This is a genomic window from uncultured Roseobacter sp., from assembly GCF_947491795.1.
Lineage (GTDB): Bacteria > Pseudomonadota > Alphaproteobacteria > Rhodobacterales > Rhodobacteraceae > Roseobacter.
Genome location: NZ_CANLKW010000017.1, coordinates 1 through 14,786, shown reverse-complemented (window position 1 = coordinate 14,786; position 14,786 = coordinate 1). Strand labels below are relative to the sequence as shown.

Below are 14,786 nucleotides of genomic sequence, written 5' to 3'. Positions count from 1 at the left end.
GCGAGACATGCGAAGAAAGACCCCCTATTTCCTGCCACCTTCCAAAAAGACTGAACCAACCATACAATAATATACCCAGATGTCAATTATATACTTTCGTTGTATTCAGCCTCAGGCAGCCTCGGTGTCCGCTTCACGCCGCGGCCCGCAGGAACGCGGCTCTGCCGCCCTCACCACCAGCACAGCCTCCAGTTTCAAAGGCCCCTTCTCCAGCACCGCCCGAGGGTCTGGCCGAACACGCACGTTTTCGGACGGAACCGCGGGCGGGCGCAAACCCCACCGACAGGGCGGACAGGCAAGGTCAAGGAGGACCAGATTTGGCGGAGCCAAATCTCTACCGCAAAAACCGAGAAGGCAGCACCGAAAGGCTTTTGCGGATGGACCCCTTGAAGGCTGACTGGCCGGTCTGTCGCGGCCAGATCAATCCGAGCGGCGATCGTCCTTTGAGCGCGCAGCTACCCGCACCAAGAGGAGGTCGCTGTCGGCGATCACCCGCGCCGGACTCGGCATCCCTGGAACAGGGATCGGGCCGCCCCAAGATCGTCCTCGGGCGGCCCATCCTCGTCAGAGGATTTAGTCCTGGGGATCCTTCGCGCTCGGCGGAAACATCACCAGCTCCGAGACCGCGACCGGAAAGTCGAGCTTGAGGCTGAAGAACTCCGAGCCGTCCCCGTTGCGGGTGTTGCGGAACATGGCGCCCACGCGCTGAAAACGGGTGCGCTCCTGGCCATCGGTATCGGTGAACTTGACGGGGACGGTGGCGACGTAGTGGTTGATCATTTGGGTTACTCCTTGTTGCGATGGGGATCACCCGGCACTGGGGCAAAAGGCCCGGTTGCAAGTGCAAATGCGGAGGGTCCGCGGCCCCGCCGTGGAAGCCGTATTTCTGCTTGCCGGAGCGAAGCGCAGGGCACGATTGGGCCGACCCCGTGCGATCCACATCAATGAGCAAAAAAGGAGTGATCCGAATTTGTGCCACCACCTTGAAGCCGCCATCGAACCCGTCGATCGTGAACGAAGATGGCCTGGTTCGTTCTGATTCAATGCATCTGGATAGCGATGCGTCACGCTCGCGATGCGGCGGGTCAGCGTTCCGCCGCGCGCGAAGGTCCGTCGTCTGGGTCGGTTGGGCGCGTCTGCTATCGGCACCAGGGTTGAGGACGTGGGGGACAGCTGGTGCGTCCACATCGGTACGGCACGGCCAGACCTTCAGCAATGAGCGTGCTGCCGACGTCCCGACCGTCAACGAACAACGAGCCGCAGAACCGCCCAAAGTTGCACTGATCCGTACCCTCTGTCCCGGGTCGGCAGGAACAGGCCACGCGCTCAAATTCAATTGATGTAGCACCTCGCACCAATTGACCCAGACGCGCAGTCGCGCGCTCCCCGACCTCACGCTCGGCAGTGCAGGCGGGTCTCCATGTCTCAGGCGCGTTGAATCCAACGAGACGCACGTTCGCTGTCAGGCCTCGAACATCAATCGTATCACCGTCAATGATCCGCACATCGCTGGCGCGAAGCGACCGGTCCTGTGAGGCGGGTCGCTCTGTTGCCGGCGCGACTGGCGACAGGAAACGGGTAGCCATCCAGCCCGTACCAAAGTTGGATCGAATTTCTGTCCACTGCCCTTCTTCTCGAAGCTTTTCGACGCGGGTTCGCTCGCTCAAGACACCCATCACGGCATTGGAAGTAGACGGTCCAGCACGTTGATTGACACGCGTCCCTGTCACATAGACGTAAGCGGCTTCGGCTGTTTGCGATGAGGGAACCGCTGACGGAATGTAAGGTGTGGATCGCGTGTTTGATGATTCAAACAATAATCCAACCAATGCGAAGAATCCGACAGCGATCACCAATGGCACCATGATTTGGCGTTGAGCCTTGCGCACGGCACGCCGAGGTGCATTGATCGCGCGGGTCACGGAGACCGGACGGGGTCTTGCCTGACCGGTTCTAGTACTGCGCTTCGGTGCTGGTTGAGAAGTCCTGTCGTCGGACGCTGCCCTTTTCTCGGTCGGATTTTCGCGTTCCAGTTTCAGGACTTTGTGCAGGCTCGCATACTGCGCTTTGCTCAGGCGCGTCTCCGTCCCATAACGCTGGAACCGTTCAGCCATATTTGTGAGGAAGGACACTTCCCAATCGTTAGCCTGGCCGGACCGCAAACGCGCATCAATGCGCGATTGAATCTCTTTGGTGCGTTCCGGAGAAAAAGGCATCTAGGAAAACCTGGGCCGGTGTTGATCTGTGCAACAAATGTCTTCTGCCGCAGGGCCACATTAAGCTGTAATCGCATAGAGATACCATCCAGCCATTCCCAAAACCAGATTGGACGGACTACAAACACCTATGCATTCGACTCCCATTGCTGGAGTTCGCTGCGACACCGCCGATGTTCGCACACTTCTGGAAGAACGACGAAAGGGCCGCCCGAAGGCGACCCTCTCAACTCACGTCTCCGCAGTCTTCTTCGCCGGATCAGCTACCCGCATGACCGTCAGGCCCTTCGCTTCCGCCTTCTGCCCGAGGTTCAGTGCGACCCCGTTGCCACCGAAGAGTACAACCCCCGTCGCCGCGAACTTGTCGTCCAGCATCTCGTCGTTGCACTTGAACGGTGCCGCCCGCCCATGCGCGGACCAGCGCGGATCGAAACGTGCTTGTGATATCCCGCGTGCCCGTGCCCATCGTGCTGCAATCATCTCCGCCCCATGCTTGCCACCCTTGTGGCAAAGGAAGATCTCCTGATTGCGGTTCTGCCTGATCCGTTCGCGAACCTTGTCGAGCGTGTTGAAGATCACATCGACATCGGTCCAGTCGGTGGCGCCCGAGACGATCAGGGGCACCCCCTCGACTTTCGACTTCTCGGCAGTCTCGCGGTCGTGCTGCTCCAGGAGCTGCCGGGCCTCGAAGACCGCCCCGGTCTCCTGCGCCCGGACGCTTGCGCGCGACCCAGCTGCCGGGATGAAGGCGTGACCGGTCTCGATCTCATAGCACTCCGCCGCCGCCTCGCTCATCACCTCGATTGCGCCAACAATCTCGCACAATTGCAGAAAGCGCGCCTGCGCCTCTTCGAGCGCGGTCTCGGCGATCTCCGATCCGTCGTGGGATTTTGCCAGCGCGCCGATCTTGTCGGCGGTGCGGTCGACCTCCTTGCCAAGCGCCACGTTGCGGCGCTGAAGGATCGTGGCGAGCCCATGGGCCAGCGGTTCGATTTCCGCCTCAAGGCCGGTCTCGCGCAGCGGACCGAGCAGAGCCTCGAAGCTCTCGCGGATGATGCGATCTGTCAGGATGTGATCCTCGGGGATCGGCAGCTGTGCGTCCTTCTCGGTCAGTCCGAAAAGCTCGATGGTCTCGTAGGTGTTTGCGGTGTCGTAAGCCATGTCTGGTCTCCAGTATTCGGTTGAGGAGCCACCACGTGAGTGTGGGGGCATGGCCGAATGTCTGGTTTCCGAATCTGCCCGGGTCAGGGACGGTGCAGCCGCCGGCTTGCCGGGCGCAAAAGTTTTCCGTGTGCAACACCTGACACACGCACACCCTCACGCACGGGACCGCCCCGCGCCACAGCCCCTGCCCTCGCCGAAAAGTTTTGCGATCCTTGACGCGGGCTGATTTGGGGGCCATCCGGAGGATATGCTTCCGCACTCATGTGTGTGTGTTTTGACGGTAGGTTTGCCCGACACGAGCAGGCAAACGGCCCGACCGGACGCGGGAGACGGATGGAGCGGCGGGATCGTTTTGCCCCGCAAAACAGACCAGAGCGCAATCCGGTGGAGCGGCCGGGGAGGGACGTGCTCGCGAGGCGGGCAAACCGGGATGCCGGGTGCGACGCCGCGGTGAGGCCGCATAGCCGAATGCGCGACGGACCGAAGGGCCGTTCTCCCCTGCGACACGCGCAACCGACCAGGGGAGACCGACAGGCTGGTACTCCGATCATTTGGATGTCGACCAGACAATTATAGTCTCGAAATGACGCTCCCAAATGCGCTGGCAAAACTCTGCACTCAGCAACCGGAGCAGAAGTGGTAATTCGTTGCAATTGCACAAACGAGTGCTGTGAAATCGAATTGGGAAAAAGTCCCGCCTGTCAGATCAACTACCATCATCCTGAGTGCTCCAAAAGCAAGTCGCGAAACCACTTGTTGCGGCCTGAATTCTCAAACTTCCGATGCCAAACAAGATCATAATTCAGTTGTGGCAACGTAAAGGGAGGTACGCAATAAGCAAGGTCTCGATAGCTTTCTCGAGCCAACCCAAGTGGCATTGTAGCAATCATGTCAGTTCCGGCAACAAACTGGCCTAGTGTGGACGCCGTTGGCGAGATCAAGGTGATTTTGCGTTTCAGACCTTGCAGGTCGAGCGCCGTCTCGACGATGCTCTTGGAGTTTCCACCCAGTCCGGCAACGCAATGATTAGCTTTCGCATATTCTTCAACAGTTTCGATTGGGCTGCGCATGTTAGGATCGTAGTAAATGACAAGGTTGTCTTCGCCGTATCTCGCCGAATTCAATGTTGCTGGTAGATTTGTGACATTGATTGCTATCGCTAAGTCGATCTCAGCAAGACTAAGCATCTCTGACATCCTTTCTCTTGGTGCCAGGCGGCCCACACGAAATTGAACGTTTGGAGCTAAGGCACTTAGAGTATCCTGAACGATCTTAATTTGCGGAATGAGTGCCGGAGTGGGCAGACCGATGCAAAACGGCAACGTATCTCGGGATGCTTCGTAGTTCTTTACTGCAACTAAGCCTTCCAATCCCGCGAGAATCTCCTGGACTCGTGGAGCAATTGTTTCTGCTCTTTCTGTCGGGGTAATGCCGCGCCCAGACTTTACAAATAGTGGATCCCCAACTGCCGCCCGCATTTTATCTACAGTATGGCTTATCGTCGATTGGTTAAGGTTGAAGACATCCGCCGTTCGACTAATAGAGCCAATTTCGTAGACCATCAGAAAGACACGAAGAGTGTGTCCGTCCAACCTTAATATATCGAAATTTTCCATGGAAAATTTCTGACCCATCGATTGATACAATGCCAAATCACGATAATGTGAACAGGCGGTGACAAGCGCGCGCAAAGGAAAATTTCGTTGATGGATACAATAGAATGCAAGGAAAAGCTGAATCGACCCCGGCTTGCGGTCTGTTCTGGTGAGCCAATTGCTCAGGAAAAAATTGCGGTTGGAGGTAGCTCGACTTGGGACATCATACCTTGCCAAACACCAGACGAGATACTTCATCTCTCACAGGAAGATCTCCTGGATGCGGTCGCGCTACCATTTGACCCATTGGATCAATCCTGTCGACAGAACTTCCTTTGCTTGGCCAGAAATCAAAAAAGCGGTCGCCCGTTTCTTCTATCATATTCAGCTTCCAACCCTCCCTGGATCGAAAACCTGGTCTTTAGCGTAGGCTCGAACCTCCACATTCGCGGAACCCCGAAAATCCAGCAGATAGTCGAAACGTTGGAGGCCCATTTTTTGTATGCTATCGCTTGGAGTAATTTAGAACTGCCCAAATCGGGGGTCTTTCAGACATGGACAAAAACCCTGGTGAACGCCACGTAACCGACAACAATGTCCAGCCCCATTTCTATGGGCCACTTTTCAGCAGGGTTTCTGGAACTGGCGGGCGCATGTTTAGGGCCTGATGAGGTCGTACACGGTTGTACTGTCTGAGCCAGGTATTGATGACGATCTGCGCTTGCTTGGTTGTATGGAACCATTCTGCGTTGAGGAATTCGCGTCGCAATGTGCCGTTGAAGCGTTCGTTGCAGCCGTTCTCCCAGGGCGATCCCGGGTAGATCTGGATCGGCTTGATCCCGACTTTTCTCAGCCAGTCTTGCAGGGCCGTCGCGATAAACTCTGAGCCATTATCGGAGCGAATGTGTTCGGGTTTCCCGTGCCGCAACAGTAGTGGATAGAGCGCATCCAACACGTCGGCGCTGTTCATCTTCGGCTTGACCGCTACGCACAACGCTTCGCGGGTGTACTCATCCAACACTGTGAGCATCTTGTAGGAACGTCCGTTGCTCAGCTTGTCGTGAACAAAATCAATGCTCCAGATATGATTGGGATATTGCGGTCGGAGTCGGATGATCGAACTGTCTTTGTGGTACAGCCGCTTCCGCTTCCTGTGTCGCCTCGGGAGCTGCAGGCCTTCTTCGCGCCATAGCCGTTCGATCTTCTTGTGGTTAACCGACCAGCCGTCAATGCGAAGCAACTCAGCGACCTTGCGGTAGCCATAGCGTCCGTATCGTTGATGAAAGTACGCGCGAGGCGCCGGCAACCGTCGTGGACCGTTCCCTGTCAGGCGCACGAATGACCTGAGAAATGGATGACCTGATCCGCAGGCGCGGCCGGCCAGACATGATTGTCAGCGATAATGGCACGGAAATGACATCTCATGCCGTTTTGCGGTGGTGCCAGGATACCGGTGTCAGCAGGCATTACATCGCTTCCAGTTGCCCTCTCATCGTTTGTTGCACAACGACTGCCGGGCAATGGACCACATACATCGCTTGGCGGGCCGGCTCCGGCCGCCTACGCCAATCTCAACCGCGGCACCCGGCCTGCCTCCTTTGAGCTCCGCAAAGGCTCCGCTCAGCAGGCCTTGACCGCAACCATATCAACAGAAAGAAACAGGAACGTATTCTACACCTGAACGGCACGGATCAGGGGGCTGGGTCACATCGCGTGTACACCAGATCGCCATGTGAAATGGTAGTTCGATCGCTCTATTCAAACAAACACAGCAAAAAGGGAACCGTAGTCACACGGCTCCCCTTTCGGTTTAGCTCGTTCAGTCTCAGACGCTAATCACGCGACCAGCGACAGTCCCGCGCCTGCATCCTGCGGCTGCTCAGCGCTGTCGATGAACGGGATGATCGAGAAGGTCTGGCCGCCACGCTGTTCTTCGTTCTGCACGGCGTTGACGCGCAGGTCGCCATCGGGCGTGTTGATCAGCAGCGACAGGTAGTCGTTGCCGGTGCGGCTGCTTTTCGCCATCCAGGCCGAGCCGACCCGGATCGGCGTGCCCCGGGGCGAGCTGACCTCGATCCGGTAATCGGGGTGGGTCTCCTCGGATTTGTAGCTGTTCTCGATCAACATGAACTCCAGATCAAACATCATGTTGGCGATGTAGCCGGTGAAGGCGTTGTCGGCGTCCATGGCAGTGAGTTCGCCCGAGATCGAGCCGGATTTCATGAGGCCGTTTGAGACGAGCGGGATGATCTCGAATTCGCCACTCTGGGCCGCGCGCGCCTCTTTGGTCTGCACCGCGTTGATCCGGAAAGGGCCGAGGCCGACATCGAGCTGCATCGAGATGTAGGGGTTGCCGCTCGTGTTGCCGGTCTCGTTCCAGGCCGTACCGATGCGCACCTTGCGGCCCGACTTGTTGACCGCGGTCACGTCGTAATCCGGGCTGCGCGCGGACATCTTCGGACGGGTTTCAAGCTGGATGGCGATGTCAAAGCGCGTCGAATGAATCATGCCGGTGTACTCGGCGGTTGCGGTCTCGACGTTGCGGGTAAGGGTTCCTGCGAACATGGGATGGTTCCTTCTTGGATTGGCCGGTGCCTGACGTTCTTGCCAGCGCATCCGGGATTGCTTTTTCGACCCCTCATGGGATCGCAAACCAGAAAGCCTTCTTTCCTTTCTTTCCCTCCCCTCGGTCAGAACTGCCGCCCGAGTGGTTGTGCCTCCTCTCCGCCAGGCGCGACGCCCCTCCCCTGCTCACCAGGTAGCGGGTGGTCTCGCCGGTTGGGACCGTTGCAATCCTCCGATTTCGCGATGAAGAACTGCGCTTCATCCCCGTTCAACCGTTGCCCGCTCCGGTCGGTCAGCCCGATTGTGCTGCCGTTCGACTGAAACGTGATCAAGTACTGACCGAGGCCATCCCTGTGCACACGGTACCCAGTGTTGGCCCAATGCACGATCAGGCCGGCATCGACGGCGGCTTTGATTTCTTCGAGTGTCATGGTCAACTGCCTGTTTATTCCGCCGCCACCTGGGCCGCGTCTCGTGCGGTGCCCTGTCCGCTTCCAACGATCCGGGCTAGAATGCCCGCCGTGTCGACACCCTTACCGTGCGGCAGGAACACGCGCAGCTGGAAGGCGATGATTTCGGTGAAGCAGCCAAGGGCCTTGAGGCCACCGATCATGCCCCTGTCGGCGCCACCCAGCTCTAGGCGCATCTCGCCTGCGACCCGGCGACGAGACAGGCTCAGGCCCCGGCCCAGATCGACCGGCGCGGTGGTGCCGAGGGCGACGGTCAACATCTCCTGCGGCGTTTGCGGGTTGGACACGAGGAAGCGGGCGCGCAGCGCCGCTGCCCCTTCCTCACTGAGCGTGCGCCCGATCATCGCGGTCGCCCTGTCGGGCGTGACCCGGTAGATGCGCTCATTGGTGGTCGGAATGTCCTTCCAGATTGGCAGTAAGAGACCAGTGAGCAGGTAGAGCTTGGTCGTGGTGGTTTTTGGCAGGGACGCAGCCTCGGCATCCCAAAGCCGCGCAAACTCAGGCTTGCCGATCTCTTCCCAGGCAGAGGCTTCAAATCGCGTCTCTTCGAGATAGCTGGAACCGTTTGGCCTCACCGCCTTGCGCATCAGCGTCACGATATCCTCGTCATACATCTGCATGTGGCGGGCCGAAATGAGTGCCGCGCGGCCGGAGGCGCGATTCACCATCGGCAGCTTGTCGGGATTGCGCGAGAGGGCGTCATCTACCGACAGCACGTGGACCGGGTCGGTGACCTCGAGCCCGATGATCCGCGTCACGGCACCAGATTTCGGGCAGGTCCAGAGATCCTCTGTGGAAACCTGTTCGATCCTTTCGCCGCGCAAGGTTTCCACGCCGAGATCGAGCGTGCCCGCCGCGCGCGCCCGTTCGGTCTGATCGGCAATCCGGCGCATGAACTCGGTAAAGAGCGCGTTCTGCATGTGGATGGGAAGGGCAAGCACCCGATTGAGAAACCGCTGGATCGGGGGAAGCTCTTCGAGCAGCATACTATCCTTGTCGATCAGCCGCAGGGCCGTCCAGTCGGTGAAGCTCTCGTAGCTCATCGCCTCGGCGCGACCGGCGGCAAGATCGGCGAAATACCCGCGCAATGCCCCCCGCGCGATCGGGCTTTCGAGATTGTCCTCCTCGCGGAACATGCCCTGCGACCCGGTCTCGCGCTGGCCCTTGGTGAGCGCTCCCAGCTGATCAAGGCGCTTGGCGATCGTCGAGGTAAAGCGCTTCTCGCCATGCACATCGGAGGTACAGACCCGGAAGAAGGGCGCGCTGACCTGCGCTGAGCGATGCGTGCGGCCGAGCCCCTGGATGGCCGCATCGGCACGCCAGCCGGGCTCCAGAAGGTAGTGCCGGCGCCTCTTCTGGTTCTTCGCCGTTTGGGCCGCGTGATAGGATCGGCCCGTGCCGCCTGCATCGGAGAAGATCAGAATATCCTTTTCGCCGTCCATGAAGGCCTGGGTCTCGGATGAATTGCTGCTGGCGGCGCGCTTCTCGATGAAGAGATGTCCATCCTCGGCCTTGAGGGGCCGGATGGACCGGCCCGTGACCTCTGCTACAGCCTCGTCGCCAAAGGCCCAGAGGATCTGATCCAGCGCCGAGGGGATCGGCGCCAGCGTCATCAATTCCATCATCGCCGCATCGCGCAGGGCGAGCGCCTCGCGCGAGACGACCAGCGCCCCGGTCTCATCCCGCAAGGGTTCCACCATCATGTTGCCGTCGATCTCGACCAGCTTTTGAGCATGGATTGGGAAGGCCTGTTCGAGGTAGCCAAGCACATAGTCACGCGGCGTCAGCGCGCCCTCGACCAGCTCGTCCTCCGGGTCCATCGTCTCGAGCCGGCGTTTCAGCAGGCTCTCACCCGTCGAAACCACCTGGATGACGCAAGCCTTGCCCGCTGCCAGATCGTCCTTGATCGCGCGGATGATGGTCGGGGCCTTCATGCCCATCAGGAGATGATTGAAGAAGCGCTGCTTCGTGCTCTCGAAGCGAGATTTGGCCGAAGCGCGTGCGGCCGAGGCATTGGTCTCGCCCGAGGCATCGTTGACGCCGGTCGCAGTCAACGCGGCTTCGAGATTGTGGTGAATCGTCCGAAACGCACCTGCGTATGCGTCGTAGATCTCGATCTGGGCCGGAGTGAGCGCGTGTTCGAGCACGTCATACTCCACTCCATCAAAACTGAGGGCACGCGCCGTGTAGAGCCCGAGCGTCTTGAGATCGCGCGCGACCACCTCCATGGCAGCGACACCGCCGGCTTCCATCGCAGAAACGAAGCTCTCGCGGCTCGGAAAGGGGTATTCGGGGCCCTGCCCCCAGAGCCCCAGCCGCGCGGCATAGGCCAGGTTGTGCACGCTCGTGGCACCCGTGGCCGAGATGTAGAAGACGCGAGCGCGGGGTGCTGCCAGTTGCAGCCGCAGGCCAGCAAGGCCCTGCTGGGAGGGTTTGCCCCCCCTGCCCTGCTCGGACCCGGCCGCGTTCTGCATGGCATGAGCCTCGTCGAAAGCCAGCACGCCTTCGAAGTCTTCGCCCATCCAGTCGAGGATCTGGCTCAGCCGCGTGGTGCCGCATTTGCCCGCCGAGCGCAGCGTGGCGTAGGTTACGAAAAGGATGCCGTCGCCCATCGGGATGGGCTGGTCCGGTTTCCATTTGGAGAGTGGCTGGATGTCGGCGGGCGAGCAGCCAAGATCTGTCCAGTCACGGACCGCGTCCTCGATGAGCGTGGCGGATTTAGAAACCCAGATCGCCTTTCTGCGCCCCGCAAGCCAGTTCACGAGGATGAGCCCCGCGCATTCGCGGCCCTTGCCACAACCGGTGCCGTCGCCGAGGAAATAGCCGAGGCGATAGGCGCGTGCCTCCGGGTCATCATCGGAGCGCGTCAGCTTGGTCTGGTCATAATCGATCGTAAACCGCCCGGGCAGATCACGCCCATGGGCATCATGCGCCATGATGATGGTTTCCAGCTGCGCCTCGGAGAGATGTCCCTCCTCGATCAGCTTGCCGGGCAGACGCAGTTCCGCAATGGTGTTGCCAGACGGCACCGGCGGGGCCACAGAGGCCATCGCGATGCTCTCGACCAACGGTGTGGGATGCTCCTGCGCGCCCGTGATCTCGATCCGCTGCGGACGGTAGCGCGCATAGATATCCGAGACGGGGGTGTTGTGGCGCGGGATATCAAGGCTCGTGAAACTGAGCGGGACAACAGCAATGGCCTGGGGCTTGGAGGTGGTGACAACACTGGCAGCGGCCTTGCGCGGGGCAGATGATGGAACGGTCGGCCGAGCATGAGGGATCGCTTCAGCCCGTTGGCCGGGGCGCATCTCGGGCCGGGTCGCGGCCACGGCGTCGACAAAAGGAAGGGCTTCCTCAAGGTCCTGGACTGTAGCGCGGATCATCTCGCCTTCTTCCTGCACCTTGTCGAATACCATCAGCTGGGTTTCCACAGAGGTGCCGAGCTTGCGATAGACCTGTCCCGGCATCGTGAGTGCCAAGCGCGGCTTCAGGAGACCGCAGGCGCGGGACCAATGCGCGGCATCGCGCTCGGGGCTGAACCCCGGCGGCATGATCGCCACCAGCCGCCCACCGGGCGCGAGACGCTTTGCAGCCGCGACGAGATGTTTGGCCGCGATGTGCTTATCCCGGGATCGGTCGACCGAAGAAGCGAAGGGCGGGTTCATCACCACCACGTCGGGCAGAACCGGCGTGTGCAGCAGATCGTCGATATGCTCCCCGTCATGACCCGTCACCTCGCCGCCGTAGACCGCGCGCAGGAGCCTCCGGCGAAAGGGATCGATCTCGTTGAGCAGAAGTGTGGCACCAGCCCGTGCCGCGAACGCAGCGAGAGCACCGGTGCCAGCCGACGGCTCCAGGACGGTCTCGCCCTTGCGGACCGCAGCCGCCCGCACGGCCAAGGCGGAAAATGGCAGTGGCGTGGAAAACTGCTGCAGCCGGATCTGCTGCTCTGACCGGCGGGTTTCCGTCAGGAGACGTGACGCAAGGAGTTTTGCGGCGGAGTAATCGTCCTCACTTTTGTCGCCACGTAGCAGCGTCTGCACAGCCGCGGCCTGCATCATGTCATAGGCCATGCGCCAGTCCCAGGCGCCTCCGGCATCACTGCCACGAAACGTCTCGCGCATGATGCGCGCGAGCGCTGAGCTGCGCAGGGGTTGGTGGTCGACCTCCGCGCCGATTTGCGCGAGGGCAGAGGCGAGGTCAGGGTGGGAAATTGAGAGAGCCGAGTTTGCCGGTTTGGGCTGGGTCATGGGGATTTCCTTTGGATCAGGGTCTGAGTTCCAAAGGACAAAAGCCCGCTTTCACTTTTCGGGGTGATGAGGTCAGACCGCGCTGACCTCCAAGGCTTGGTCAGGGCTTGGATTGGCCCTGGCGCTTCGCATCAATCAATGCCTGTACAGCCTGCATCACATGAACCTGAGATATTCCCGTGCGTGTATCCTCCTGCGCGGCCTGTACCTTCGCGCGAAACCACGCGTCATACGCATTCGCTTCAGCGGCCACGGGAATGCTCCTCGAGCCCGATATCCAGCAGCTTGCCGAGTTCATCGGGCATGTCTGCAACGCGCACAGCAATTGGGAACGTCCGTTTCATCCGAGACGCGCCTTGCTCATCGGTGCCGAGGTGCGGCCCTTCCCTAACGGTTGAGTTCATTGCGGTTTCTCCGCCGGTACTATGGGTCGATGCTACATCACCCAGCGTCGCTTCGTAAACAGGAACGCCATTGTGGTCATATCAAGTCGGGCAACTTGGGGATCGAATGCCGGAGCGGGCAGAATCCTACGTCAAGCTTGAAGCCGTCGTTCATTGAAAGCGCAGCGAAATCTGACTCTGAGCCCGAAGTGAAGGATGCTGCGAAACTGACCAACGTCAGCTTTGGATCACCTTAGCTTCTCGGAATATCCGTAGATAGGGCTTCCGGGTACATCATTCATTCGACAGATGCCTTGTAATATAAACAGGAATGATAGATCGCAAAACAGATAGCTGGTGTGCCAAGATACACGATTGGCAGAAGAAATGGATACATGCGAGTGCTTGCTATGGTTTCACCACCCCAAATCTGCATCGACGACCCGATTGCGAACAAAAGAGGACCGGCAAACATCGTCCCGAAAACCTTTTGGTAAACATTATAAGGATGCCGCTGATCGTTGAAATTAGGCAATTCCAGACCAAGCCGCGCCATTTCTTTTTTGTAAGGCCACCAAACCTGCCTCAGGTACAGATCGGTAAAGTAAAATGCCGGCCCCACCAGCACCCAAGCCACAACCACTGCATAGGACGTGCTACCGACAGGTGGTGCTACCACAAACAAATGCCTGCAAACGACGATATGAATGAGTGAGTAGAACAGGACCCAAAACAAAAAACGTTTCTTATTTGCCAAAGCTAAAGGGTGTAAATCATCTTCGACTGGCAAATTTATTTCCTCTGGCATCGACACTTTGTTCGTCATTGGCGTTTGACGCTGTAGAAAGTCAAACAGTCCATGGTCAATCGGCGAGCCAGGAACCCGTCACTGATATCTACATGATCCATCGCTTACTTTCCAAGGCTGCACCATATCTGAAACCGTCCTAAGGTGGGTGCTGATTTTGGGAGGTGATGGAAACCACGCCGGCCTGATCTGCGGAGAAATCGAAAAACGAAAGCCAGAAATGCCACTGGAAATCCGAGAAGCGGTGTCCATGTTTTGATATGCTGCCGCACGTCTTGATGCGACCCGCATTCCACGCAGAGTTTCGCGCACTTCTCAATTTCCTTTTGGCATTCGATGCACTTCGGCAACCCTGTCATAATTGAATTACTTGACTGTGGAACTTGAGCTTTTGCATGCGCCGAGACTGCCACGCGTTGTTTCGAACAACAAGCAAAGCGGACGTTTTGATGGTAGGGTTCGAAAGGCAGCTTCGTCCAGCATGGCAGACGTTCACGGGCACAAATAGTAGGAGCCGAAGGTGTGGCGTGTGGCCAATGTCCGCTCCGAGCCCATACCTACCCAGCTGACACGATGCAGCGAACGTCGGCTTACGCGAAACCGGTCTAGAAGTTGCCGCTGATTTCGATAGGGTTCCACCATGAGTGACTGGCCTGTGTATTCCCGCAAGCAATGGATCAAAGCTGTTAACTTGTCAGCTTTGCTGGGCTATCTATCAGTGGTTGGGGTACCCTCTTTACTCAACGCAAACCCCGGCGGCATTATTGGTGGAGCAATTCTGGGTGTTCCGTTTGCTATGTTGTGTTGCTGGGTGGTGGGAGCGCCAATCCTCAAACGGGTCATGCAAAGAGAAATCAGTTGGATTTCAGCGGCTTGTTGGGGCGCTGCAATAGCTGCGATTTTGGCGACCCTGAGTATCGCGATAGGTCGCTACTCAGGTTGGCGGCAATCTAACAACCCCAACTTTAACTCAACAATAGGTGGTGGCGACAATGTTATATCAATCGACGGAATTCTAACTCCGTATGGTTGGCAGGTGCTAGCGCAAGACACACTACTCTTCATTTTTGTTGGAGCAGTCATTGCTATAACGGTGAAGTGGTTGGTGGGAAAACCTGCTGGGTTCAAGACCGAATAGACTTGAAGAGAGTGGACATCGGCCTGCTCAGGTCAAACGGCAGCAAAGTCCCGCTTAGCAGACGTTCACGGAAGCAAATAGTAGGAGCGGATGGTGTAGTGCGGTGCCCATGTCCGCTGTGAGCCCAAATTGATCAATTCTGCATCTCGTTCAAATGACAGCTATTCCTCCGGTTCGCAGGGGTTCAATGCTTGCAC

At 58.7% G+C, this 14,786-nt stretch carries 11 protein-coding genes and 1 pseudogene; 2 read left to right on the top strand and 10 right to left on the bottom strand.

Annotation, left to right across the window (positions count from 1 at the left end; genetic code table 11):
• Positions 1–573: 573 nt before the first annotated feature.
• The 5 genes from Q1A34_RS21710 to Q1A34_RS21690 all read right to left on the bottom strand — a co-directional run bounded on the left by Q1A34_RS21710 (position 574) and on the right by Q1A34_RS21690 (position 6,215).
• Positions 574–780 carry a hypothetical protein gene (locus Q1A34_RS21710; protein WP_138578410.1) on the bottom strand — a complete coding sequence of 69 codons (207 nt, stop codon included), beginning with the start codon at positions 778–780 and terminating at the stop codon, positions 574–576.
• A 359-nt stretch (positions 781–1,139) separates the two neighbouring features.
• The gene (locus Q1A34_RS21705) at positions 1,140–2,216 is read right to left on the bottom strand and encodes an SH3 domain-containing protein (RefSeq protein WP_300039564.1); all 1,077 of its coding nucleotides are present in this window, start codon (positions 2,214–2,216) and stop codon (positions 1,140–1,142) included.
• Positions 2,217–2,447: 231 nt separating this feature from the next.
• Complete coding sequence (locus Q1A34_RS21700) at positions 2,448–3,377, bottom strand: DUF2493 domain-containing protein (protein ID WP_300039562.1); 930 nt, start codon at positions 3,375–3,377, stop codon at positions 2,448–2,450.
• Positions 3,378–4,096: 719 nt separating this feature from the next.
• Positions 4,097–5,233, bottom strand: a complete 1,137-nt coding sequence (locus Q1A34_RS21695) for a LysR family transcriptional regulator (protein WP_300039560.1) — start codon at positions 5,231–5,233, stop codon at positions 4,097–4,099.
• 352 nt (positions 5,234–5,585) lie between these two features.
• Positions 5,586–6,215, bottom strand: coding sequence for an IS3 family transposase (locus Q1A34_RS21690; protein ID WP_300039558.1), 630 nt, complete (start codon positions 6,213–6,215; stop codon positions 5,586–5,588).
• A 26-nt stretch (positions 6,216–6,241) separates the two neighbouring features.
• On the opposite strand from Q1A34_RS21690, the pseudogene Q1A34_RS21685 reads away from it, so the two are divergent.
• Positions 6,242–6,451 (top strand): annotated as a pseudogene (locus tag Q1A34_RS21685) (DDE-type integrase/transposase/recombinase); the annotation flags it as partial.
• A gap of 360 nt (positions 6,452–6,811) precedes the next feature.
• Here the strand turns inward: Q1A34_RS21685 and Q1A34_RS21680 are convergent.
• The 5 genes from Q1A34_RS21680 to Q1A34_RS21660 form a co-directional block, all read right to left on the bottom strand.
• Positions 6,812–7,540 (bottom strand): DUF736 family protein, encoded by a 729-nt coding sequence (locus tag Q1A34_RS21680; RefSeq protein WP_300039556.1) that lies wholly within the window; start codon positions 7,538–7,540, stop codon positions 6,812–6,814.
• A gap of 125 nt (positions 7,541–7,665) precedes the next feature.
• Positions 7,666–7,971, bottom strand: coding sequence for a hypothetical protein (locus tag Q1A34_RS21675; protein ID WP_300039554.1), 306 nt, complete (start codon positions 7,969–7,971; stop codon positions 7,666–7,668).
• Positions 7,972–7,985: 14 nt separating this feature from the next.
• Positions 7,986–12,260 carry a strawberry notch family protein gene (locus tag Q1A34_RS21670; RefSeq protein ID WP_300039552.1) on the bottom strand — a complete coding sequence of 1,425 codons (4,275 nt, stop codon included), beginning with the start codon at positions 12,258–12,260 and terminating at the stop codon, positions 7,986–7,988.
• Between the two features lie 100 nt (positions 12,261–12,360).
• Entirely contained in the window at positions 12,361–12,513 is a 153-nt protein-coding gene (locus Q1A34_RS21665; protein WP_300039550.1) for a StaA, read from the bottom strand.
• A 428-nt stretch (positions 12,514–12,941) separates the two neighbouring features.
• Complete coding sequence (locus Q1A34_RS21660; RefSeq protein ID WP_300039548.1) at positions 12,942–13,469, bottom strand: hypothetical protein; 528 nt, start codon at positions 13,467–13,469, stop codon at positions 12,942–12,944.
• Between the two features lie 622 nt (positions 13,470–14,091).
• On the opposite strand from Q1A34_RS21660, the gene Q1A34_RS21655 reads away from it, so the two are divergent.
• Positions 14,092–14,589 carry a hypothetical protein gene (locus Q1A34_RS21655; RefSeq protein ID WP_300039546.1) on the top strand — a complete coding sequence of 166 codons (498 nt, stop codon included), beginning with the start codon at positions 14,092–14,094 and terminating at the stop codon, positions 14,587–14,589.
• The last annotated feature ends 197 nt before the right edge of the window (positions 14,590–14,786 follow it).

What these genes read in the sequence shown, in the direction of transcription:
- Q1A34_RS21710 (WP_138578410.1), bottom strand. Translation starts at nt 780, where the DNA reads ATGATCAACCACTACGTCGCCACCGTCCCCGTCAAGTTCACCGATACC.
- Q1A34_RS21705 (WP_300039564.1), bottom strand. Translation starts at nt 2,216, where the DNA reads ATGCCTTTTTCTCCGGAACGCACCAAAGAGATTCAATCGCGCATTGAT.
- Q1A34_RS21700 (WP_300039562.1), bottom strand. Translation starts at nt 3,377, where the DNA reads ATGGCTTACGACACCGCAAACACCTACGAGACCATCGAGCTTTTCGGA.
- Q1A34_RS21695 (WP_300039560.1), bottom strand. Translation starts at nt 5,233, where the DNA reads ATGAAGTATCTCGTCTGGTGTTTGGCAAGGTATGATGTCCCAAGTCGA.
- Q1A34_RS21680 (WP_300039556.1), bottom strand. Translation starts at nt 7,540, where the DNA reads ATGTTCGCAGGAACCCTTACCCGCAACGTCGAGACCGCAACCGCCGAG.
- Q1A34_RS21675 (WP_300039554.1), bottom strand. Translation starts at nt 7,971, where the DNA reads ATGACACTCGAAGAAATCAAAGCCGCCGTCGATGCCGGCCTGATCGTG.
- Q1A34_RS21670 (WP_300039552.1), bottom strand. Translation starts at nt 12,260, where the DNA reads ATGACCCAGCCCAAACCGGCAAACTCGGCTCTCTCAATTTCCCACCCT.
- Q1A34_RS21660 (WP_300039548.1), bottom strand. Translation starts at nt 13,469, where the DNA reads ATGACGAACAAAGTGTCGATGCCAGAGGAAATAAATTTGCCAGTCGAA.
- Q1A34_RS21655 (WP_300039546.1), top strand. Translation starts at nt 14,092, where the DNA reads ATGAGTGACTGGCCTGTGTATTCCCGCAAGCAATGGATCAAAGCTGTT.